The following is a 21694-nucleotide window of genomic DNA, read 5'->3' as shown; positions in this document are numbered from 1 at the left end:
TCCCTAATTTTTAATTTTCTATTTCCTTACTGAACAAATAATCATAGAATTTTTCAAAAATAATTTTAAACCATTCGGTGTATTTTTGCGGATTTTGTTCAATATCTTTCTTGATATTTTCAGGTAGCTCCCATTTCCAATCAGCGACCTCTTCTGGGTTTATGTTTGGGTTTTCTTCATAATATCCAAGCAAAACGTGGTCATATTCGTGCTCTGTAAGTCCATTGTCAAAAGGAGCTTTATAAATGAAAGAAATAACATCTGTCAGCTCGGTTATAAATCCCATTTCTTCTTGCAAACGTCGTTTTCCTGCTTCCACATTCGTTTCATTTTCACGCTGATGGCTACAACAAGTATTTGTCCACAAACCAGGAGAATGATATTTATGCAAGGCTCTTTGTTGTAACATTACTTCTCCTTTTTGGTTCATTATAAAAACAGAAAAAGCCCGATGAAGTAACGCTTTTTCATGTGCTTCCAGCTTAGGCATCAAGCCAACAGGATTATTTTGTTCATCTACCAATATTACTTTTTCTTCTTCCATTGATATTGTGCAACAAATTCTTATTCATTAATTTGAACTATATCTCCTTTTTCAATTCCCCATTTATCCGATAATCCTCCGTTTATTTCTAAAACGTACATCGCAGGTCCTTCCGATGGGAGCGAAGTTTCGTCATAAGGTTTAGCTCTTTTGGCGATGCTAACAACCTTTTTATCTTTATCCAAATAAATGATATCCAACGAAAACTGGGTATTTTTCATATAAAATGAACGCATTTCCTCTTCAGGAAAAATAAAAAACATTCCTTGAGTTTCGTCCATTCCCTTACGATACATTAGCCCCAAACTTGTTTCTTCAGGTGTGTTGGCAAACTCTACATCTATCTTCTTGAGTAAATTACCATCTTTAAAAATTGACAATTCAGCTTCTTTAGTAAACTCAATTTCAGGAGCTTTAATCTCATTTTCTTGAAATGTAATCTTCTTTTCCTCAGAAGAAATAAGCCCTGATAGAGCGTACACCAATATTGCAAGTCCCACAAACCCTAACGCAAAATGTACAAAATATTTTCTAAAAAAATTCATATTTTTTATGCTTTACTTTTCTTGAACAATAAATAAAATCCAGCAATTATAAAAGGTAAACTTAACCATTGCCCCGTTGAAAATAATCCTAAAGTACTTTCAAACCCACCTTGGCTTTCCTTTACAAATTCTACCGCAAAACGAATACCCCAAAGAATAACTAAAAACAAACCAAAAATGAAATAAGGTTGTTGTTTTTTATCAGTTTTCCAATAAAAATACCATAAAATCCAGAACAATATAAAATAACCAAACGCCTCATACAACTGAGCTGGATGTTGATATGGAATACTTGCCAACACTTCAGAAAAACGAGGATCGGAAGCAATTAAATCATAAGCCTCATTAGGTGTATTCGTTCCTGCGATTTTCATTGCCTCACGAGAAGAAATCGCTCCTCCTTGAACAAATTTTACTCCTAAAGGAAAACTTTCGTCCACTATTTTTCCGTTAATTTCAGAGTTGAAGAAGTTTCCAAATCGCACAAACATTCCCCCGATAGAAATAGGAATCACTACCCTATCCAAAATCCACGAAAGAGAGATGTCTTTATACTTTCTGACATACAAAATCATCGCAATGATAATTCCTACTGCAGCTCCGTGACTCGCCAAACCTGAAAATCCAGTAAATTGAAATTCAGGTTCAAATCGAACAGGCAAAAATATCTCTAAGAGATGATTCTTAAAATAATCCCAATCGTAAAAGAAACAATGCCCAAGACGAGCCCCTATCAGTGTAGCTAAAGCCGTGTAAATGAATAGTGTATCTAATTGCTGTAAAGTTTTTCCTTCATTGAGATAAATTTTCTTCATCAAATACCAACCCAAACCAAAAGCCACAACAAACATCAAGCTATAATAACGTAGACTTATGTTAACAACAGGAATTGTAAATAAAGCCTCATCTGGATTCCAGATAAAATTCAAAAGTATCATCAAATTTAACGTTTTAATTATTTGTTTTCTTTCAAAATGGTTGATAATCGACTGAGGGTTTCTTCCTTGCCAATAACTTCCATAATATCAAATATGTGTACACCTTTCATCTCACCCACCAAAGCTAAACGAAGTGGAGGCATCACCTGTCCAAATCCGTAACCCTTTTCAGAGATGTATTTTTTAACATTTTCTTCTAAAACTGAAGAAAAAAAGTCCGTTGTATAATTTACGATTTCAGCTACCTCGGAAAGAATTACATTTGTATCCTCTTTCCATTGTTTTTTCAAGGCTTTTTCATCATATTTTTCGGGTTTTTGGAAAAAATAATTCCCTAATTCCCAAAAATCAGAAACAAAAGTTGCCCTTTCTTTAATTAATGCAACTACTTTTTCTATTATTTCGATTGGTCTTGAAATATTCTTTTCAGAAAGAATTTTTTCAAATTCACGAGCTAACTCAACATTTGATTTTTTCTGCAAATATTGATGATTAAACCACTGAGCTTTTTCGATATTAAATCTCGCCCCTGCTTTATGAACCCGCTCTAAGTCAAATAATTCAGTAAGTTGTTGCAATGAAAAAATTTCTTCATCATTACCAGGATTCCAACCTAAAAGTGCTAAAAAGTTAACCAAAGCTTCTGGAAAATATCCTTCTCCTCTGAATCCTTTTAGCATTCCGTTCTCTTCCTGCCAATCCATTGGAAAAACAGGAAAACCTAATTTAATTCCGTCACGTTTGCTTAATTTTCCATTCCCTACGGGTTTCAAAATCAATGGCAAATGTGCAAACTGTGGAGCTTCCCATCCAAAAGCACGATATAACAAAACGTGCAAAGGCATTGATGGCAACCATTCTTCACCACGAATTACGTGTGAGATTTCCATCAAGTGGTCATCAACGATGTTGGCTAAGTGATATGTTGGCATCCCATCACTTTTGAATAAAACCTTATCATCTAACGTTTTGGCATCAACAGTCACTTCACCACGAATCAAGTCATTCATTTTCAAAACTTCATCGTGTGGCATTTTAAATCGAATTACGAACTCCTCTCCTCCTTCGATTCTCTTCTGAACTTCCTCTTTGGTGAGGGCTAACGAATTTTTTAATTGTTGCCGATTACTCCAATTATAAATGAACGTTTTACTTTCTGCTTCATACTTTTTTCTGTAATCATCAAGTTCCTCTGCTGTATCAAACGCATAGTATGCCCAACCTTTTTCAAGAAGTTCATCGGCATATTTTTTATAGATTTCTTTACGTTCACTTTGGCGATATGGAGCGTGTTTTCCCTCTTTTCCAACACCTTCATCATACGGGATTCCACACCAATTTAGTGAATCAATGATGTATTTTTCAGCACCTTCCACATACCGATTTTGGTCAGTATCCTCTATGCGAAGTAAAAACTCTCCTCCGTGTTTTTTAGCAAATAAATAGTTGAATAAAGCGGTACGTACTCCGCCTATATGTAGTGCTCCTGTTGGGCTTGGAGCAAATCGAACTCTTACCATAATTTATATCTTAGTGGTTAGTAATTATCTTTACAATCTTCGGTTTAATTACAATGATTTCAAATCCTTAATTACTTTGAATGCTACATCTACTTGATATTCAGGAACAATAATAGTAAATTCATTCGCAGTAGAAATCACTTCATTCATTGAAACTCCTTCCCAAGCCAATCTCTGAAATATAAAATAATAAATACCTGGTACAGAGACATTTTCCTCAGGAAGTTTTACACTTATTGAGCCCAAATTAGTGAATTTATGCAGACACTTTTCATTTCTGAAAACTTCTTCAACAGTTGCCTCTATGGAGTTACTAACAATCAAACTAGTTTCATTTACTCCTCTTGATGTTGTATAAAAGATATCCTTAGAATTTTGAATTTTTTTCAGTAGTTCAGCTTGGCTATTCAAGATTGTTTCGGACACCAGAAAAGTATAATCCGTTAAATTAGAACGAACTATAATCTCTCCGATATTTTTCAAAACCCTGACAATACGATGAGTTGAACGAAACTCCATATCGGTAGACAAACGTTTCAAAGCCATTACAATTGCTCCATTACGCACCTCTCGGTTTGTTGTATCATTTTGAATTTCCTTACGAATGATACGTGCAAGAGAAGTCAAATTTATAATCCCTTGTGAGAGAGCTGTTTGCAAAAAAGGCTTTGATTTAATATAATTTTCAACGGCAGACGATACTGTTTTCATCAGATTATTTTCTAAAAAGATTATTTTTGTTACAAAAGTACAATAAAAAATAATTTTGTAACAATGATTTTGTTTTTTTATTTTTTTAACTTTCAAAAAGAATAAAAAGCATCTTCTATGTAATTGATAGTAAATTCAAAACTATTTTTAACAATTGAAATAATATCAAACTGAACTTCTAAGTTCAAATCTTTTTTTTCAACATAATGATTTGCAGCCCTTACTATCAGGTCAATTTTTTGTTTGTTAACAAAACTTTCTGGCTCTCCATAAGCTGTTGAAGTTCGGGCTTTTACTTCAGTTATATGCAAGATATTGCCTTTTTGCGAAATGATATCAATTTCGGCGTGTCCGAATGTAAAATTACGTTCCAAAATTTGATGCCCGTTCTCTACCAAAAAATTCGCTGCAATTTGTTCGGCTTCTTTGCCAAATTCATTATGAATTGCCATAATTATACGATTTTATAACTTCTTAAAACACTATCAAACAAAAACTTAAAATCCGTGAAATGACAAAACACTCACGGATTTCTTTCAAAGTTATAATTAAATTTTCTATCCAATTACTTTTTTACTTCTTTAGGTGCGTTCAATTTTCTTGACATTTCCATAGAAATAGCAGAACGCTCAAATTTTATTTTACCAGCAAGAGTTTCTATAACGCAACTATCATCTGTAAGCTCAACTATACGTCCGTGCATACCACTCTTAGTCACTACATTATCTCCTTTTTTCATTTCTTTAACGAAGTTTTCTTCTTGCTTTTGTCGCTTCATCTGCGGACGAATCATAAGAAAATAAACTACCGCCAACAGTAGTATAATTGGTGCGAATTGATTAAGTATTGTCATTGTTGTTATTAATTTAAAATTATTTTTATATCTATTTTTTTGAAATTTTTTAGAGTAGTCCTCTACCTATTTTATTAAGTTCTTTCTTTTCTTGAAATTCCTTAGATAAATTATCAAGAATTCCATTAATAAAAATACTACTTTTTTCTGTTGAATACTCCTTGGCTATCTCAAGATACTCATTTAGAGTTACTTTTACAGGAATTGTTGGGAATTTCAAAAACTCACAAATAGCCATTTTTATGATTATATTATCTAACACAGCTATACGATCTTTATCCCAATTAAGTGTTTTTTCGTTCACATAGCTTTGTAGTTTTTCATCATTTAATGTTACCCTTTTTAGCAGGTCAGTTGCAAATAGTTTATCATCATCATTTTTGAAAAGTTTTGGTACAAAGTACTTTTCGTTACTATCTGATCTCAAATTCTTCAATAATTTTAAAATGAATGTATTAACTATTGAAAAATCATCTATCCAAGTTAAGTTAAATCCCTCTATATAATCGTAAATCTTATCATCAGGAGCGATTATTTCCTTGAAAATATCAACAACAAAATCCTTATCTATGTCGAAATCAGATTTCTTTTCAGATGCATACCTTTTGTATATATCACTATCTATAATTTTTTTATAAATAATTTTAACATACTCGCTATCCAAATCCCAGCAATTTATTTGAGCGTTGTTAATTGCATCTTGCAACATTTCATTTTTTGAAATGAGATTAAAAACCTGATTATCAACTATTTTTTTATTCAGATTCTTATCTTGTGTTGTTGCTAAATATTTCTTCTGTGCAACTTCGAATTGCGTAACAGCCATATTATGAAGCTCTTTCAGAAGAGAAAAGGTTAACAAATAAAGTTTGAATGTATCGCTTGTACTATTTTGTAAAAATTTTAATTCCTTGTCCAAGCTCTGACTCTGACTTTGTGTCATTGCGTAAACGGACTGCATCACCTTCACTCTGATATGTCTTCGTGTTAACATAAACTTAAGAACTATAAAAATATGGTTTTGATTATCAGTATTATTTTTCTGGTGCAAAAGTAGAAAAATAAAACAAAAAAACAAACTCTAAGTTCATTTTGAGAATATGGAAAAAAAAGACCACAAAAACGCTTTACAATTGAAATATATTGATACTTTTGCACCAAAAAATAACAAATGAATACATCTCAGAAAAGTATGGAAAAAAATAAAAGTCGTAGCATTAAATACCTGAAGTCTTTTTACATCAAGGATTATTTAACAATCATTTTAGGATTAGCTCTTTTTACTATTGGGTTAACTGGATTTATTCTACCGAACAGAATTGTAACTGGCGGACTTTCAGGAGTTTCTATCATCGTTAAATATGTAACTGACATTGAAATATGGAAAACAAGTTTGGTGGTAAATATTGTTTTATTAGCAATCGCTTTCCGTGCTGTGAACCGCCAATACGTTATTCGAACACTATTGGGAATAGGTTTATTATCACTGATGCTGAGTTTCGGGGAATCTTACTTACAGCCATATTTCTCTGAAAACCCACCAGTTAGAGATGGATTTCTTTCTGCAATTGTAGGAGGACTTTTTTGCGGTACAGGTCTGGGATTGGTCTTCTCAGTAAATGGAAGTACGGGAGGAACGGACATTATAGGTGCTTTAGTAACAAAGTATTATCGCATTAGTCTTGCTCGTATTTTGTTAATCGTTGATGTTCTGATAGTTGTGTCATCGTATTTTATTTTAGATGGCGATAAAGAAACTTTAGAAAGAACCATTTATGGATTAATTCTTTTGCCTTTGATGTGGCAAATGGTTGAAATTGTTATAAATGGAGCTCGTCAATCGGTTCAGTTATTCATTTTCTCAAAACATTACGATGAAATTGCTACCCACATTAACACGGAAATAAAACGTGGTTGCACAGTAATTGATGGTCTCGGTTGGTATTCTCAAACACCTCAGAAAGTGGTAATTGTAATTGCACGACGAACCGAAGCTACTTCCATTTTTCGATTAGTAGGAAGCATTGACCCTGAAGCATTTGTAACCAAAGCGACTGTAATGGGCGTTTACGGAAAAGGATTTGACAAGCTTAATTAATTGAAATATAAACAGTGTTTTTTGTCCGTAGTTTTTTACAAATATTCTAAGCTACGGACTTTTTTATTTTTGCTCTTCGCTTTTCCATTTTTTTATATTACCTTTGCCCGTATTCATTAATTTTTAGAACTCAAAATTTTATGGCAACAATCACACTAAAAGGTAACACTATCCATACTGAAGGAGAGTTACCAAAGGTAGGTAATGTATCACCTAATTTTACAGCCGTTTCAACAGAATTAGCAGAAGTCTCTTTAAGCAATTTTAAAGGAGAAAGAGTTGTTTTGAATATTTTTCCAAGCATCGACACGGGAGTTTGTGCTGCCTCTGTTCGCAGATTCCACAAAGAACTAAGTAACCTAAAAAATGTAAAAATACTTTGTGTTTCAAAGGATTTGCCTTTTGCATTAAATCGCTTTTGTGGTGCAGAAGGTATTGATAACTTAGTAATGCTTTCTGATTTCAGAGGAGATTTTGGAAATAATTATGGTGTTACAATTATTGACGGACCTTTAAAAGGCCTACTTTCTCGCTCCATAATCGTTTTAGATGAAGAAGGAAATGTTATTCATACTGAACAAGTAAGCGAAACAGCGAACGAACCTAATTATGAGGCTGCACTAGCAAAACTGAAATAATACAATATTTTAAAATCAATAAATTGAGGATGAAAGAAAATTCATTCTCAATTTTTTCATTTCTATTTTCAATTTCATATAAATGGGACAAAAAAAGCAAAAGCAAACGGATAAAAAACCTAAAAATCAGTCTGATAAATCAAAACAACGAAAATTAATTTTTGGAATCGTTCTGATCGGTATTTCCCTTTTCTTAATCATCACATTTGTGTCCTATTTTTTTACTTGGCAAACCGACCAGAGTATTTGGTCTGAAGTTGGCAATCGGCAGGAGAAAGCAAACAATCTTACCAGCAAAATAGGTGCTTATTTAGGGTATATTTTCATCTATAAAGGTTTTGGTCTGGCTACGCTTATTCCTATAAGTTTATTGTTTCTTTCAGGACTAAAAATCACTTTCAACTTAAAAATTCCTATGCTGAACCGATGGTTTTGGGGAGCTCTATGGACTATTTTTATTGCTACGTTTTTAGGTTTCTTTTCAGGAAAAGCAAGTATTCTTGGAGGTGTTTCAGGATTCGAAATCAATCATTTTCTTCAAGATTATTTGGGGCGTTTTGGCACGATATTACTTCTATTATTATTTTTAACTTTATACATCGTTTTCAAAGCTAACCTTACACCAGAAAAAGTTAGTGCTATTTTTTCTGATATATTTTCAAAATTTAAAAAAGATAAAATAACACAAAATGTAGAAAATACAATCAAAAATACTGATAATAAAGAAGATATCGAAATCAATAAAAATAGTGTTCTTACAAAAGAAAAAGAAGCTGAAAAATTAGATGTTTTCACCCATAAAAAGGAAATTCCTTTTCTTGATAATATCGAAAATGAAAAACCACAAGAGCTTGAAATTGAAAATGATTTCTTCATTACAAATATAAAAGAACCTAACTTTGAAGTAGAAAAACCAAAAACAGAGGAAATTGATCCAGAATTGTTAGCTCAAAAATTAGTAGAAAATTATGGAGAATATGACCCTCGTTTGGACTTAAGTGAATATAAATTCCCTTCAATTGAATTATTAATTGAACCGAAAGATAACGGAATCATCATCAATCAAGAAGAATTAGAGGAGAATAAAAACACTATTGTTCAAACACTTAAGGACTATAAAATTGAAATTTCACAAATAAAAGCTACCATTGGTCCTACCGTTACGCTTTATGAAATCGTTCCTGCTGCAGGTATCCGTATTTCAAAAATCAAAAATTTGGAAGATGATATTGCTCTTTCATTGGCTGCATTAGGAATTCGTATCATTGCTCCCATTCCTGGAAAGGGAACTATTGGTATTGAAGTTCCTAACAAAAAACCTACAACGGTTTTTATGCGTTCGATGATTACTTCTCCAAAGTTTCAACACGCTGAGATGGAGCTTCCTGTGGCTTTCGGAAAAACAATCAGTAATGAAACTTTTGTTGCCGATTTAACCAAAATGCCACACCTTTTAATGGCTGGTGCTACTGGACAGGGAAAATCAGTTGGTTTGAACGTGGTACTTACATCATTACTCTATAAAAAACACCCAGCCGAAGTAAAGTTTGTACTTGTTGACCCTAAAAAAGTAGAACTTACACTTTTCAACAAAATCGAGCGCCATTTTTTAGCAAAATTACCTGATAGTGAAGATGCTATAATTACTGATAATAAAAAAGTAGTCAATACGTTGAATTCTCTTTGTATCGAAATGGATAACCGATATGAACTTCTGAAAAATGCAATGGTTCGTAATATCAAAGAATACAATGCCAAATTCAAAGCTCGACAATTAAACCCGAATGAAGGACATCGTTTCTTGCCGTACATTGTACTGGTTGTCGATGAATTTGCTGACCTTATTATGACTGCTGGAAAAGAAGTCGAATTGCCCATTGCCCGTTTAGCTCAATTAGCCAGAGCCATTGGTATTCACTTAATTATAGCTACTCAACGTCCGTCCGTAAACGTTATTACGGGTATTATCAAGGCGAACTTCCCTGCAAGGATTGCTTTTCGTGTAACCTCAAAAATTGATTCTAAAACTATTTTAGATGGTTCTGGTGCAGAACAACTTATAGGTAGAGGTGATATGCTTTACACACAAGGTAACGAGCCTATTCGTATTCAATGTGCCTTTGTTGATACTCCTGAAATAAATCATATAACGGAATATATTGGAGCTCAGAAAGCGTATGCAGATGCTTATTTATTGCCTGAATATGTTGGAGGCGAGAGCGAAGTTTCTGATTTAGATTTTGATCCATCAGACAGAGACCCACTCTTTAGAGAAGCAGCTGAAATCATCATCAATGCGCAACAAGGTTCTGCTTCACTTCTGCAACGCAAATTAAAACTGGGATACAATCGTGCAGGACGACTCATTGACCAATTAGAACACGCAGGAATTGTAGGTCCGTTTGAAGGAAGCAAAGCAAGACAAGTTTTAATACAAGATATTACATCTTTGGACAGACTTTTGGAAGGAATGTAGTCTTTTTTAATTGTAAATTAATAAATTAAGTTTTTTGGAACAATTATTGATATAACAAATACAACATCAAAAAAATAAATTGAAATGAAAAAAATATTTTTAGTATTTATCGCATTATGTGGATTTTTTGCAAACGGACAAAATAGCGATAGAGCCAAAAAAATGTTAGACGAAGTTTATAGCAAAATCACAAGTTACGAAAATATTTACATTGATTTTAAGTATAATTTGGACAATATGGCTGAAAATATTAGTCAAGAAACAAAAGGAAATGTCACTTTGGCCAAAAACAAATATGTTTTAAACTATTTGGGCTCCACAAGAATATATGACGGAAACAAAACGTACACAATAGTTCCTGAAAATGAAGAAGTTGTTATAGAAACAACATCTAATGAAGATGATGCTGCCATCACGCCTTCAAAGATGCTGACTTTTTATAAAAAAGGATATAATTACAAATGGGATATTGAGCAAAATGTACGTGGAAGAAAAATTCAATACATTGAGTTAAAACCTCAAAAAGCAAATTCTGAAATAAAACAAATCTTATTAGGAATTGATGTACAAACAAAACACATCTATAACCTGATTGAAATTGGAAAAAATGGAACAAAAACAACTATTACCGTAACAAGTTTTAAAACCAATCAGCCTGTTCCTGCTAATCTTTTCAAATTTGACAAAGAAAAATATAAAAAGGAAGGGTATTATATTTCAGAATTGTAGAATTCTTAGCTTTCTGAAAATTCAAATTGAAAAGAGCTTTTCAGCAAAATACTGAATAAATATCGAATTTGAGAATTGTAAAACGTAAACTTTGAAAATTTTAGATAGATATATATTGACGCAGTTCCTAAAAAATTTTTTGGGAACTCTTTCCATTTTAATTCTTATTTTTATTTTCCAAACTATCTGGACCTACATTGATGAACTTGCTGGGCGTGGTTTGGAATTATGGGTGATTGGTAAATTCTTACTGCTTTTCATTCCACAATTGATTCCCATTATTTTGCCGTTGGCTGTTGTTGTTTCCTCCATAATGACCTTCGGTGCTTTTGCTGAGCATTACGAATTTGCCGCAATGAAGGCCTCTGGAATTTCATTGATGAGGATAATGCGTCCTTTAATCATTCTGATGGTAATTTTAAGTGGGATTACTTTTTTCTTGGTAAATAACGTTATTCCTGTGGCTTATCGAGAAGCGTATACATTACGAAGAAACATTGCTAAAGTAAAACCTGCTATGGCTATTCCCGAAGGAATTTTCTCAAATATTGGTGATGATATAAGCATAAAAGTTAACAATAAACACGGCGAGAATGACGAATTCCTTGAAAAAGTTATCATACATAAAAAGACTCCAGATAAAGTTAACAGAGTGGTTATCAATGCAGAGAAAGGAGAATTAAAAAGCGGAAACAATAATGATTTTCTTCAATTAATTCTTGAAGATGGTACCTATTATGAGGACATCAAAGCAAGAAATTATGCACAACAAGAAAGATTTCCCTTTGCGAAAGTTCACTTCAAAAAATATATTATTAACCTTGACCTTTCTCATCTGAATAATGTAGATTTTAACGAAAAATCAGATATAACAACCTATAAAATGATGAATGTAGGTCAGTTAAACTATGCGATTGATTCTTTAAAAACAGACTTCAAACAAAATCTGACTGATCAAGGAAATAGTATGTTCCGCCGTACTGGAATTTTAAATCTGAGTACAACAGCGGAAAACAAAAACTCTGAAAACAAAGAAAAACTTGATGTAAAATCAATTGATGATTTAACTAATCTCCTTGATGATTACAAAAAAATTCAAGTATGGGATGTCGCTATTAGTAACAATAAAAGTCAGTTTGATAACCTCGAATTTCGACAAAGCGAAGTGGAATATCGTTACAAGCTTATGAATCTGCACATTATTATTCTTAATGACAAATTTGCTCTTACTGTAGCTTGTTTTGTACTATTTTTTGTGGCAGCTCCTTTGGGTGCTTTGATTCGTAAAGGAGGAATTGGTTTGCCTTTGGTTGTGGCAATGTTTCTCTTTTTGTCATATCATTTTATTGGTATGTTCATCAAGAATATTGCAGAAAACAATACCATAAGCCCTGTACTTGCCCCGTGGATTTCTACTTTGGCTATGTTACCTTTAGGATTTTACCTAACTTCACGCGTGGCAACAGATAAGCCTATTTTCCAATTTGAACGAATTAGTCGTTTATTTAACAAATTGAAAAAGAAAAAATAAACTTTTCCCAAAAACAGATGAAATATTACATTATTGCAGGTGAAGCTTCTGGTGATTTACACGGAGCCAATTTGATGAAATCCATCATAAAAAAAGACCCAAAAGCAGAGTTTCGTTTCTGGGGTGGCGACAAAATGCAACAAGTCGGCGGAAAGATTGTTAAACACTATCGTGATTTGGCCTTTATGGGGTTTTGGGAAGTTGTTACCAATCTAAAAACCATTTTGAACAATATTCATTTCTGCAAAAAAGATATTACTGACTATCAACCAGATGTATTAATTTTCATTGATTATCCTGGTTTTAATATGCGAATTGCAAAGTGGGCTAAACAGCAGAAAATCCAAACAGACTACTATATTTCACCACAAATTTGGGCTTGGAAAGAAAATCGCATCAAAGCAATAAAACGTGACATTGATAATATGTACGTTATTTTACCTTTTGAAAAGGATTTTTACGAAAAGAAACATCAGTTTCCTGTGCATTTTGTGGGGCACCCCTTGCTCGATGCTATCACACAATATGAAAAGGTAGATGAAATCATTTTCAAGCAAGAAAACGGATTAGACAGTCGCCCTGTCATCGCTCTTTTACCAGGTAGTCGAAAACAAGAAATTTCAAAAATGCTTTCCATTATGACTTCTATTACAGAAAGTTATAATAAATATCAGTTCATAATAGCTGGAGCACCTTCTCAGGAATTATCAATTTACAAACAATTCCTTGATAAGGAAAATGTCCGTTTTGTGAGTGGAAAAACCTACGAATTGCTATCTATATCAACCGTCGCAATAGTAACCAGTGGCACGGCAACGCTGGAAACTGCTCTTTTTAACGTTCCTGAAGTGGTTTGTTACAAAGGAAATTGGCTATCTTATCAAATCGCTAAACGCATTATTAATCTGAAATACATATCATTAGTAAATCTAATAATGGATAAGCCAGTTGTTACAGAACTAATTCAAAATGAATTCAATAAAGCTAATTTAAAAATTGAATTGAATAAAATTTTGGATAAAAATAACAGAGAAAGAATGCTGAAAGATTATAGTGAATTACGAAAAAAACTCGGAGGTTCAGGTGCTAGTGACCGTACCGCCGAGTTGATTATTAATTCTGTTAATTACAAATAGCTTTTTCAAAAAAATTAATTATTTCTCACTCAATATTTTAATAAAATCATCAATTATATTGTTTCCTTTATCTTGGTTGTACCATTTTTGTAATTCTTCTTTAAATTCTGTAGATAATTTTCCGTGTTCAGCTTTGTAATCTTCTACCATTTTAGTAGCAATTGACGGACGGGAACCCCACGAAGCTAACACATTATCCTCCAAATCTAAAATTACAACAATTGGAATTGCTTTTCCTCCATTAGTGAGAAATAAATTCATAAGTTCCTCATTTTCATCTCTGAACACTAATTTTACCGTAATTTTAGGATTCAATTCTGCTATTTTATTAATAACAGGAACTATCTGAGCAGCATCTCCACACCAAGTTTCTGTAATTATAAGAAAAGTAACACTTTTTGAATAATTCTTGAAAAATTCAGCCTTTTCTTCTGATATTTTTATAGTTTTATCCAATCTTTTATAACGTTTCTCATTAAGTGCTGTGTAGTCAATGAGTGCTTGTGTTTGTTCTGGACCACTGGTTTTGCCCTCTTCAACCATCTTATCAATCATATTCCGATAAGTGGTGTAAGATATGCTATTCAACAAACTTTTTTGAATAATTTGCTTTTTCTCCATATGAAATTAATTTTTTAGCAAAGGTAAGAAATATTCTATCTATTTAATAATTTTCTATTTTCTTGTTGTAATGACTGAATTTGATTTAGTAATCTGTTAATAATTTCCAGACCCGGCATATTCACTTCCAAATCGTAATACCAATTAGTAAATCGTTCAAAATTAGGCAATTGTTCATAGTTTAGATAAATAACCTCATCAATCATTTCAGTTTGAATTAATCCACAAGCTTCCAATTCATCGAAAAAAGTAACTTCAATGTTGTATATCCTAATAATTTCTTCTCTTGAAATTCTTCCTTCCATAATTTATGAATTTTTAAGTTGTTCAAATAAATCTTTTTGCTTATCTGTCAAGTTTTTAGGTAGCTGAACTTCATATGTGATAAACAAATCTCCAAACTCTCCTTCTTTCTTATAAATAGGATAACCTCTTCCTTTTAAACGCACAATTGCTCCATTCTGAGTTTCGGGTTGTACTTTTAGTTTTACTTTTCCTTCCAAAGTTTCCACCTCAATTTCTCCGCCTAATATTGCGGTATACAAATCAATCAAAACTTTGGTTTTCAAATCATTATTTACACGTTCAAATTGAGCATCAGGCTGAATATTAAATGTTATGTACAAATCTCCACTAGGTCCTCCATTGAATCCCTTACTACCATAACCTTTCAACTTTATTTGCTGACCATCGTAAACCCCAGCTGGTATGGTTATACGAATATTTCTCCCGTTGACAGAAAACATCTTTTGTTGTTTTTTCGCTGCCTCCCTGAAAGAAAGCGACATTTCAGCATAAACATCTTGCCCTTTGAATTTACCCGAAGCACGGCTATAGGAACTTTCTCCGAAACCTGCCCCTCCAAACATATCTCTGAAGAAGTCGGAATAATCTGATGCATTTTCATAATCCGATTCGTCAAAACCAGTTCTTGAATAATGACGTTTCGCACTTTCGTACTCTTCTCCGTGTTTCCAATTCTCCCCATATTTGTCGTACTTTGCCCGACTTTCTGGATTGCTGAGAACCTCGTTAGCTTCGTTAATTTCTTTAAATTTTTGTTCTGAAACTTTATCACCAGGATTCATATCTGGGTGAAATTTTCTGGCTAGTTTTCTATACGCCTTTTTTATTTCTTCAGAAGTTGCTGTTCTTTCAACTCCCAAAACTTTATAGTAGTCTACATATACCATATAAAAAAAATTAGCAGTGTCGCCACAAATATAAAACAATAAAAACAGAAAGACAAAAAATTAAGGCTATCTTAAAAAAGATAGCCTTAAACAAAAGTTGCGGTATATGCCAAATTCTATTATTTTTTCAATAAATCTCTGATTTCTGCAAGTAATTCCTCTTGTGTAGGTCCTGCTGGAGCTGCCGGAGCTGCTTCCTCTTTTTTCTTCATTTTATTAATTCCTTTAATCATCACAAACAATATGAAAGCAATGAAAATAAAGTTAATAACAGCTGCTAAAAACTTACCATAAGATACTCCATTCCAAACGAGTTCTTCTAATTTATTTGCTCCTGCGGCTTCCAAAGCTGGAGTTAGTAACAATGGTGTAATCACATCTGATACCAATGAATTAACGATTGCACCAAAAGCTCCTCCGATGATAACACCGACAGCCAAGTCAATAACATTTCCTCTTACTGCAAATTCTTTAAATTCTTTTAAAAATCCCATAACTACTTGATTTTTTGTTTTAAAATTATTTTAATTTAATCTTCGGGACAAATGTAATTAGAAAAGAAATATAAAAAAAACAAAATTGCAATTTTTAATAAAACTTTAATAATTTTGAAGTATGAATAGATAAATAATATTAATTACAGTTTCTCTTGTAAAAGTTTATTTCTTTTAAAATATCCAATACATCGCACCGATAATCAAACCATTTAATATTTTGATTTTTACCAAACCAAGTATATTGTCGTTTGGCAAAACGCCGAGTATTTTTCTTGATTTCCTCTATTGCAAAATCCAATGAGTATTTTCCTTCAAAAAAATCGAATAACTCTTTATAACCAACTGTTTGTAAAGCATTTAAATTTTTATAAGGAACTAATTCTTGAACTTCACGAAGTAAGCCTTTCTCCAACATTTGTTCAACTCGCATATTAATTCGCTGATAAACAATATCTCTGTCAGCAGTAAGCCCAATTTCTATATTTGAAAAATTTCTTATTACTTGTTTTTTATTCAGAAAAGAAGAGTATGGTTTCCCACTTACCAAACAAACTTCCAAAGCCCGAATTAATCGTTGCGGATTTTGTGTATCCATTCGAGAATATTGCTCAAAATCTAATTTTTTTAATTTTTCTTGTAAAAATTCTATTCCATTTTGAAGATATTTCTGGTTTAATTCTTCTCGAACTTCCTCTGGAACCTCAGGAAATTCATCAAGTCCTTTTATAACTGCATCGGCATAAAGCCCACTTCCTCCTACCATTATCACAACCTTCTTATTTTCAAAGAGTTCATCAAGAAGTCTGATTGCATCACGCTCAAAATCTCCTACAGAATAAGGCTCAAAAATGCTTTTATGTTGAATGAAATGATGTTTTACAGCCTCCAATTCAGTCAATTCTGGAACAGCTGTGCCAATTTTCATTTCTTTAAAAAACTGACGAGAATCACACGAAATAATCTCTGTATCAAATTGTTTTGCTAATTCTATTGCTAAAGATGTTTTACCAATAGCAGTGGGTCCGACAATGGTTATCAACAAATTATCACATTCTTTCATCATCTTTTTCTCTTCCTAGCAATACTCCACATTTGCAACAAAATTTAGCTCCCTGTTGATGATTTTTGTTGCTACAATTCGGGCATATAATCACATCTATATCTTGCTCTTTTTGATATTCATCACTTTCTCTAATGGTAAAATTTTTTGTTTTTACCCGTGAATATTCCGCTGTAACAATTCCTGTTGGAACGGCAATTATACCATATCCCAAAACCATTACAAAGGAAGCCACCATTTGCCCGAGTGTTGTTGCTGGAGCAATATCTCCGTAACCTACTGTGGTTAAAGTTACTATACACCAATAAATACTACGAGGAATACTGGTAAATCCACTTTCCTCACTTTCAATAACATACATCAACGAACCCAAAAGAATACATATTACCAAAACAAAATAAATAAAAACCATTATTTTGGTTCGACTGGTTCGCAACGCCATTTTCAGTTCTTCTCCCTGATTCATAAAATTTGCAAGTTCCAAAATACGGAAAACACGCAACAAACGTAAGGCTCGAACCACAGAAAGGGCTTTCGAACCAGGAATAAAAAATGACAAGTACATAGGCAAAATAGAAATCAAATCAATTATTCCATAAAAACTGAATATGTACTGCAAAGGTTTTCTGTTGGAAATAATTCGTAAGATGTATTCAAGTGTAAAAAAAACCGTGATAAACCATTCCAAAAACACTAAAGTTCCGTGAGCTTGATGATCAATATCCTTCACAGTTTCTAACATTACCATAATCACACTGAGGAAGATAAGTACCAACAAAACAATATCAAAAAGCTTACCCAAAGGCGTATTGGTACCATAAATAATAACGTACGCCTGTTGTTTTAAAATATCGTATTTTGATTTTATTACACCTCGCATAATTTAAGGATTTTACACTGAATACTTCATCAAATTTTTAGTTAATTATTTGAAAGCCAATTTCTAAAAGAATAAAAATTTTGTGGAGAAACTCCGTGTCCGACAGGGAATTCCTCATACACATACTCAATTCCTAAGTTTTCTAAAAACTCAGGTGTTTTTCTTGCCCACTCGATTGGAATTACCTGATCGCTGGTGCCGTGTGAAACATAAAAGTGTAAAGCAGAATAATTTTCTTTGGCATAATCTTCTTTTAAAATTTCCAAATTCAAATATCCACTTAAAGCTATCACATTGCGAATTTTACGAGGATACGAAATAGCAAGAGCCATACTGAGAATGCTTCCTTGGCTGAAACCCAACAAAGTGATATTCTTTGTATCTAAATTAAATAATTTACAAGCTTCATCAATAAAATCTACTACTAAATCACGTGACTTTACAGCCTGTTCGTTATTGCTCCACTTTCCTTGCTCTTCATCAAAATTTATTGAATACCAAGCATATCCAAATTCAGGAAGCCTATAAGGAGCTCTTAATGAAATAATTGTATATTCTTTTGGTAATTCTTCTGCAAAAGAAAATAAATCCTCTTCGTTACTTCCATAACCGTGAAGCATAAAAATAACGGGGGAACGCTTGACTTTTACTAAAGGCTCACGCATAATGTACTTTAGAGGCAAAGAATTGTTTGTTTCCATATTTTAGTTTTCTATTTTAATTATTTTCTTAGTTTACAAGTCATCAATTTTCCATATTCTGAAAACTAATCGTTTATAACAAATTGATTATTAGCTATAACACCTATAACTTTTCCTTTCAAGGTCTCTCCCAAAAAAGCTGAATTTTTTGAAGTTGATAGAATATTTTCTTTTTCAAAAATGTAGCTTCCTTCTGGAGTAAATAATGTCAAATCTGCTTGAATATTTTCAGATATAGGTTCTGTTTTTATTCCAAATCGATAACGAGCCGAAGTAAGCAATTCAATCGCTGTTTCTAAATCAACATACTGATTTACAATACCAAAAGCATTTTCCAAACCAATTGTACCAAACGATGCGTAATCAAATTCCTTGAATTTCAACTCAATATCTAACGGATTATGATCAGATGTTACAAAATCAATAGTTCCATCTTTTAAGGCTTTACGCAAAGTTTCAACATTTTCTTTATCACGCAATGGCGGTAATACTTTAAAATTAGTGTCAAATCCTTCTAAAACTTCATCTGTAAAATGAATGTTATGAATTGCTACACTGCAAGTTACGTCAAGTCCTTTATTCTTAGCCTCGCGAATCAGCTGCACAGACTTCGCTGTTGAGATAGTAGGAATATGCAACTTTCCGCCTGTATATTCCAGTACCGCCAAATCACGAGTCACACAAAGTTCTTCAGCCAATGCAGGAATTCCTTTTAATCCTAATTTAGTTGCAGAAATATGCTCATTAACAACACCTTTTCCCATTATTTTTGAATCATTTGGAAAAGAAATCACTATTCCTCCAAAATTCTGAACATATTGCAATGCTATTTTGAGTAGATTATTGTTTGCTATAGCTTTTTTGTAATCACCAAAAGCCACTGCTCCACCACTTTTCATATCAAATAATTCAGCCAAAGCCTCCCCTTTACTCTGCTCTGTTAAAGCTCCAATAGGGTGTGCTGTTGCCACAAAGCCTTTCGTTTGATTTTTGATGTACAAAACAGAAGCTTTTGTGTCTGTCACTGGATTGGTTAGTGGATTGACAAGCACGTGTGTAAAACCACTTTTCTCAGCTGTTTTCATTCCATTTTCCAGAGTTTCTCTTTCTTCAAATCCTGGCTCTCCAAAACAAACACTACTATCAGCCCAACCTTGTGAAACATACACATTTTCAATCACTTTATCCACATTTTCGGTTGATATAGCTTCTGAAATTTTCACAATAATTCCGTTAGAAATCAGAATATCTTTAGTAGATTTATGAAAAGTACTTCGTTTATCTAAAATTTGTGCAGATTTGATTAATATATTCATAATTAAGTTTGTATCTAAAGAGCTGTAAAAAGGAAAATTATAAAACCATTAAAAGTTATTGAGAAATCTAATATTTTTGAAAATTTTATTCTCAATTGGCAAAGTTAAGATTAAAAAATGAACTATATAAAATTTTAAGCTATTTTTAATAATGGAACTTTTAAATTTATCCACAAAAAGGAAGAACCTTTCAAAAAATTGAAGTCAGAATAAAACTTGTAAAACATCTAAAGATTTCGGTTTTCTGAAGCCTGGAAAATGCCACTCATAATATTTTAAAATATGGCTTAGAAGAATATTTCTTTCATTTTTTGAAGATTTAACTTTATGCAAATCAGAATATTCTGAAGAAATAATATCTTTAAAAAAGATGAGATCCTTGCCTGAAATCGAATGCTTTGTTTCATCAGAATTACTGAAAATTCCTTCTTCCAGACTGAAAAATGAGTTTTCTTCATTGGAAATATCTGGATAAAATCCTAAAAATCGAGTTAAATCAATTAAAAATTTCAAATGAAAATTTGGAATAAATTCATTTTTATCAAAAAAAGAAAGCTTTTCTTCCAAAAATTGGTATAACTCGGGTTCGGCATATTCATTTACACAAACAAAGGAACAAATTTCGGATAAAAACATTACGACAGAACTTTTGTAAATATCTGTATGGGCGGACTGATATATTTTAGCAACTTTGGCTTCCTTAATACGTTCCAAAGCATCTGTATTTCTGTTACTTACTACCAACTCCAACTGCATAAAAGACTGAAAAAGAGCTGGTTTCAAAGTAGTTTTTTTTGAGGATAAAACTCCTTGCAACAGATAAGAGCGAACACCAAATTCCTGAGTAAAACATTTAACTATCAAGCTATTATCTCCATACTTTAAAACTGAAATTACAATTGCCTTAGTTGCTGAGTACATTTTTATCCTATTATTATTTTCATTGAAAGCAATGCGAAGATATGAAGTATTTATAATTTGACAAAAATAGTTGTGATAAGCTTTCAAATTTTGGTAACTTTGTGGCTGGTTACAACTGAAGAACTGATTTCCTACGGTTATCGTTGGGTTTTATATAAAAAAAGGAAGTAAATTTATAATGTAAAAAGTTGAGTTATGGAAAATTCTAATAGTTTAGGAAGTTTTATTTGGGGCGTAATTATTGTTTTTGTTGCCCTGCTCACAGGTATCGTATGGTATCTATTTAAATATTGGTATATTATTGTAGGGGCTGTTGTGTTGTGGATTATTTACATAATTATAGAATTTGAAGTTCGTAACAACAGAAAATTCAAGAGAGAACGTCAAAAACTTCTCGACAAAAAAAAGGATATTCATTAACTCATTTTTTCTGTCCTTTCAGAAAATACCATTACCACAAAAGGAGTACTTATTATAAATGGTCAGCAGGTACAAAATACGTTCAGGTTGTAAATTGCTTTCAATTTTCCGTAACTTTGTGATTAGTTACAACCCATTTTAAGATTTTTTGAAATTTGAACATGTTGTAAATTGCTTTCAATTTTCCGTAACTTTGTGATTAGTTACAACAAAATGAAATTGTTTATGTAATGGGAAAATGTTGTAAATTGCTTTCAATTTTCCGTAACTTTGTGATTAGTTACAACGGTGCAAAAAGGTGATATAATTATTATTATGTTGTAAATTGCTTTCAATTTTCCGTAACTTTGTGATTAGTTACAACTA

At 32.4% G+C, this 21694-nt stretch carries 24 protein-coding genes; 7 read left to right on the top strand and 17 right to left on the bottom strand.

The genetic code is table 11. From position 1 onward, the window contains the following. Nucleotides 1-10: 10 nt before the first annotated feature. The 8 genes from idi to nusB form a co-directional block, all read right to left on the bottom strand. Complete coding sequence (gene idi / locus YW9_RS0102400; protein WP_018278584.1) at nucleotides 11-544, bottom strand: isopentenyl-diphosphate Delta-isomerase; 534 nt, start codon at nucleotides 542-544, stop codon at nucleotides 11-13. Between the two features lie 20 nt (nucleotides 545-564). Beyond that, nucleotides 565-1089 (bottom strand): DUF192 domain-containing protein, encoded by a 525-nt coding sequence (locus tag YW9_RS0102395; protein ID WP_018278583.1) that lies wholly within the window; start codon nucleotides 1087-1089, stop codon nucleotides 565-567. Between the two features lie 5 nt (nucleotides 1090-1094). Beyond that, on the bottom strand, nucleotides 1095-2027 hold the full coding sequence (gene lgt, locus YW9_RS0102390) for a prolipoprotein diacylglyceryl transferase (protein ID WP_018278582.1): 933 nt from the start codon (nucleotides 2025-2027) through the stop codon (nucleotides 1095-1097). Between the two features lie 17 nt (nucleotides 2028-2044). Beyond that, a complete protein-coding gene (gene gltX / locus YW9_RS0102385) occupies nucleotides 2045-3547 on the bottom strand; it encodes a glutamate--tRNA ligase (RefSeq protein WP_018278581.1) in 1503 nt (500 codons plus the stop codon). Between the two features lie 48 nt (nucleotides 3548-3595). Next, nucleotides 3596-4258 carry an aspartate kinase gene (locus YW9_RS0102380; protein ID WP_026193760.1) on the bottom strand — a complete coding sequence of 221 codons (663 nt, stop codon included), beginning with the start codon at nucleotides 4256-4258 and terminating at the stop codon, nucleotides 3596-3598. Between the two features lie 92 nt (nucleotides 4259-4350). After that, on the bottom strand, nucleotides 4351-4710 hold the full coding sequence (locus YW9_RS0102375) for a YraN family protein (RefSeq protein WP_018278579.1): 360 nt from the start codon (nucleotides 4708-4710) through the stop codon (nucleotides 4351-4353). 113 nt (nucleotides 4711-4823) lie between these two features. Further along, nucleotides 4824-5111 (bottom strand): preprotein translocase subunit YajC, encoded by a 288-nt coding sequence (yajC, locus tag YW9_RS0102370; RefSeq protein WP_018278578.1) that lies wholly within the window; start codon nucleotides 5109-5111, stop codon nucleotides 4824-4826. A gap of 49 nt (nucleotides 5112-5160) precedes the next feature. Next, on the bottom strand, nucleotides 5161-6105 hold the full coding sequence (gene nusB / locus YW9_RS0102365) for a transcription antitermination factor NusB (protein WP_026193759.1): 945 nt from the start codon (nucleotides 6103-6105) through the stop codon (nucleotides 5161-5163). A 198-nt stretch (nucleotides 6106-6303) separates the two neighbouring features. On the opposite strand from nusB, the gene YW9_RS0102360 reads away from it, so the two are divergent. The 6 genes from YW9_RS0102360 (at nucleotide 6304) to lpxB (ending at nucleotide 13719) form a co-directional block, all read left to right on the top strand. After that, nucleotides 6304-7209 carry a YitT family protein gene (locus YW9_RS0102360; protein WP_026193758.1) on the top strand — a complete coding sequence of 302 codons (906 nt, stop codon included), beginning with the start codon at nucleotides 6304-6306 and terminating at the stop codon, nucleotides 7207-7209. Nucleotides 7210-7349: 140 nt separating this feature from the next. Further along, the gene (gene tpx, locus YW9_RS0102355; RefSeq protein WP_018278575.1) at nucleotides 7350-7847 is read left to right on the top strand and encodes a thiol peroxidase; all 498 of its coding nucleotides are present in this window, start codon (nucleotides 7350-7352) and stop codon (nucleotides 7845-7847) included. An 82-nt stretch (nucleotides 7848-7929) separates the two neighbouring features. After that, nucleotides 7930-10323, top strand: a complete 2394-nt coding sequence (locus YW9_RS0102350) for an FtsK/SpoIIIE family DNA translocase (RefSeq protein ID WP_018278574.1) — start codon at nucleotides 7930-7932, stop codon at nucleotides 10321-10323. 84 nt (nucleotides 10324-10407) lie between these two features. Further along, a complete protein-coding gene (locus YW9_RS0102345; protein WP_018278573.1) occupies nucleotides 10408-11052 on the top strand; it encodes a LolA family protein in 645 nt (214 codons plus the stop codon). 91 nt (nucleotides 11053-11143) lie between these two features. After that, a complete protein-coding gene (locus YW9_RS0102340) occupies nucleotides 11144-12583 on the top strand; it encodes an LptF/LptG family permease (RefSeq protein ID WP_026193757.1) in 1440 nt (479 codons plus the stop codon). A gap of 17 nt (nucleotides 12584-12600) precedes the next feature. Beyond that, nucleotides 12601-13719: a lipid-A-disaccharide synthase gene (gene lpxB, locus YW9_RS0102335; protein ID WP_018278571.1), complete on the top strand. Its 1119-nt coding sequence runs from the start codon at nucleotides 12601-12603 to the stop codon at nucleotides 13717-13719. Between the two features lie 18 nt (nucleotides 13720-13737). On the opposite strand, the gene YW9_RS0102330 is transcribed toward lpxB, so the two are convergent. The 9 genes from YW9_RS0102330 to recO all read right to left on the bottom strand — a co-directional run bounded on the left by YW9_RS0102330 (nucleotide 13738) and on the right by recO (nucleotide 20908). Beyond that, nucleotides 13738-14340, bottom strand: a complete 603-nt coding sequence (locus YW9_RS0102330) for a thioredoxin family protein (protein WP_018278570.1) — start codon at nucleotides 14338-14340, stop codon at nucleotides 13738-13740. Nucleotides 14341-14375: 35 nt separating this feature from the next. Then, nucleotides 14376-14645 (bottom strand): chaperone modulator CbpM, encoded by a 270-nt coding sequence (locus YW9_RS0102325; protein WP_018278569.1) that lies wholly within the window; start codon nucleotides 14643-14645, stop codon nucleotides 14376-14378. A 3-nt stretch (nucleotides 14646-14648) separates the two neighbouring features. Beyond that, nucleotides 14649-15533 carry a DnaJ C-terminal domain-containing protein gene (locus tag YW9_RS0102320; RefSeq protein WP_018278568.1) on the bottom strand — a complete coding sequence of 295 codons (885 nt, stop codon included), beginning with the start codon at nucleotides 15531-15533 and terminating at the stop codon, nucleotides 14649-14651. Between the two features lie 119 nt (nucleotides 15534-15652). Then, nucleotides 15653-16027, bottom strand: coding sequence for a large conductance mechanosensitive channel protein MscL (gene mscL / locus YW9_RS0102315; protein WP_018278567.1), 375 nt, complete (start codon nucleotides 16025-16027; stop codon nucleotides 15653-15655). Between the two features lie 139 nt (nucleotides 16028-16166). After that, nucleotides 16167-17093, bottom strand: a complete 927-nt coding sequence (gene miaA / locus YW9_RS0102310) for a tRNA (adenosine(37)-N6)-dimethylallyltransferase MiaA (protein ID WP_018278566.1) — start codon at nucleotides 17091-17093, stop codon at nucleotides 16167-16169. Then, nucleotides 17077-17970: an ion transporter gene (locus YW9_RS0102305; protein WP_018278565.1), complete on the bottom strand. Its 894-nt coding sequence runs from the start codon at nucleotides 17968-17970 to the stop codon at nucleotides 17077-17079. Before YW9_RS0102305 ends, miaA begins: the two co-directional genes overlap by 17 nt. A gap of 41 nt (nucleotides 17971-18011) precedes the next feature. Further along, entirely contained in the window at nucleotides 18012-18671 is a 660-nt protein-coding gene (locus tag YW9_RS0102300; protein WP_026193754.1) for an alpha/beta hydrolase, read from the bottom strand. A gap of 65 nt (nucleotides 18672-18736) precedes the next feature. Further along, complete coding sequence (locus YW9_RS0102295; RefSeq protein ID WP_018278563.1) at nucleotides 18737-19987, bottom strand: dihydroorotase; 1251 nt, start codon at nucleotides 19985-19987, stop codon at nucleotides 18737-18739. Nucleotides 19988-20191: 204 nt separating this feature from the next. Then, nucleotides 20192-20908, bottom strand: a complete 717-nt coding sequence (gene recO, locus YW9_RS0102290; protein ID WP_018278562.1) for a DNA repair protein RecO — start codon at nucleotides 20906-20908, stop codon at nucleotides 20192-20194. 195 nt (nucleotides 20909-21103) lie between these two features. Between recO and YW9_RS0102285 the strand changes: the two genes are divergently transcribed. After that, complete coding sequence (locus tag YW9_RS0102285; RefSeq protein ID WP_018278561.1) at nucleotides 21104-21328, top strand: hypothetical protein; 225 nt, start codon at nucleotides 21104-21106, stop codon at nucleotides 21326-21328. Nucleotides 21329-21694: the final 366 nt, after the last annotated feature.

The sequence above is a fragment of the Capnocytophaga cynodegmi DSM 19736 genome (genome assembly GCF_000379185.1).
In the GTDB taxonomy this organism is placed as follows: domain Bacteria; phylum Bacteroidota; class Bacteroidia; order Flavobacteriales; family Flavobacteriaceae; genus Capnocytophaga; species Capnocytophaga cynodegmi.
This window is presented reverse-complemented; position numbering and strand designations above follow the sequence as displayed.

What these genes read in the sequence shown, in the direction of transcription:
- miaA (WP_018278566.1), bottom strand. Translation starts at nt 17,093, where the DNA reads ATGATGAAAGAATGTGATAATTTGTTGATAACCATTGTCGGACCCACT.
- gltX (WP_018278581.1), bottom strand. Translation starts at nt 3,547, where the DNA reads ATGGTAAGAGTTCGATTTGCTCCAAGCCCAACAGGAGCACTACATATA.
- mscL (WP_018278567.1), bottom strand. Translation starts at nt 16,027, where the DNA reads ATGGGATTTTTAAAAGAATTTAAAGAATTTGCAGTAAGAGGAAATGTT.
- YW9_RS0102380 (WP_026193760.1), bottom strand. Translation starts at nt 4,258, where the DNA reads ATGAAAACAGTATCGTCTGCCGTTGAAAATTATATTAAATCAAAGCCT.
- YW9_RS0102320 (WP_018278568.1), bottom strand. Translation starts at nt 15,533, where the DNA reads ATGGTATATGTAGACTACTATAAAGTTTTGGGAGTTGAAAGAACAGCA.
- lpxB (WP_018278571.1), top strand. Translation starts at nt 12,601, where the DNA reads ATGAAATATTACATTATTGCAGGTGAAGCTTCTGGTGATTTACACGGA.
- YW9_RS0102330 (WP_018278570.1), bottom strand. Translation starts at nt 14,340, where the DNA reads ATGGAGAAAAAGCAAATTATTCAAAAAAGTTTGTTGAATAGCATATCT.
- YW9_RS0102375 (WP_018278579.1), bottom strand. Translation starts at nt 4,710, where the DNA reads ATGGCAATTCATAATGAATTTGGCAAAGAAGCCGAACAAATTGCAGCG.
- lgt (WP_018278582.1), bottom strand. Translation starts at nt 2,027, where the DNA reads ATGATACTTTTGAATTTTATCTGGAATCCAGATGAGGCTTTATTTACA.
- recO (WP_018278562.1), bottom strand. Translation starts at nt 20,908, where the DNA reads ATGTACTCAGCAACTAAGGCAATTGTAATTTCAGTTTTAAAGTATGGA.
- YW9_RS0102285 (WP_018278561.1), top strand. Translation starts at nt 21,104, where the DNA reads ATGGAAAATTCTAATAGTTTAGGAAGTTTTATTTGGGGCGTAATTATT.
- YW9_RS0102295 (WP_018278563.1), bottom strand. Translation starts at nt 19,987, where the DNA reads ATGAATATATTAATCAAATCTGCACAAATTTTAGATAAACGAAGTACT.
- YW9_RS0102350 (WP_018278574.1), top strand. Translation starts at nt 7,930, where the DNA reads ATGGGACAAAAAAAGCAAAAGCAAACGGATAAAAAACCTAAAAATCAG.
- yajC (WP_018278578.1), bottom strand. Translation starts at nt 5,111, where the DNA reads ATGACAATACTTAATCAATTCGCACCAATTATACTACTGTTGGCGGTA.
- nusB (WP_026193759.1), bottom strand. Translation starts at nt 6,105, where the DNA reads ATGTTAACACGAAGACATATCAGAGTGAAGGTGATGCAGTCCGTTTAC.
- YW9_RS0102395 (WP_018278583.1), bottom strand. Translation starts at nt 1,089, where the DNA reads ATGAATTTTTTTAGAAAATATTTTGTACATTTTGCGTTAGGGTTTGTG.
- YW9_RS0102305 (WP_018278565.1), bottom strand. Translation starts at nt 17,970, where the DNA reads ATGCGAGGTGTAATAAAATCAAAATACGATATTTTAAAACAACAGGCG.
- YW9_RS0102325 (WP_018278569.1), bottom strand. Translation starts at nt 14,645, where the DNA reads ATGGAAGGAAGAATTTCAAGAGAAGAAATTATTAGGATATACAACATT.
- YW9_RS0102360 (WP_026193758.1), top strand. Translation starts at nt 6,304, where the DNA reads ATGGAAAAAAATAAAAGTCGTAGCATTAAATACCTGAAGTCTTTTTAC.
- YW9_RS0102345 (WP_018278573.1), top strand. Translation starts at nt 10,408, where the DNA reads ATGAAAAAAATATTTTTAGTATTTATCGCATTATGTGGATTTTTTGCA.
- YW9_RS0102300 (WP_026193754.1), bottom strand. Translation starts at nt 18,671, where the DNA reads ATGGAAACAAACAATTCTTTGCCTCTAAAGTACATTATGCGTGAGCCT.
- tpx (WP_018278575.1), top strand. Translation starts at nt 7,350, where the DNA reads ATGGCAACAATCACACTAAAAGGTAACACTATCCATACTGAAGGAGAG.
- idi (WP_018278584.1), bottom strand. Translation starts at nt 544, where the DNA reads ATGGAAGAAGAAAAAGTAATATTGGTAGATGAACAAAATAATCCTGTT.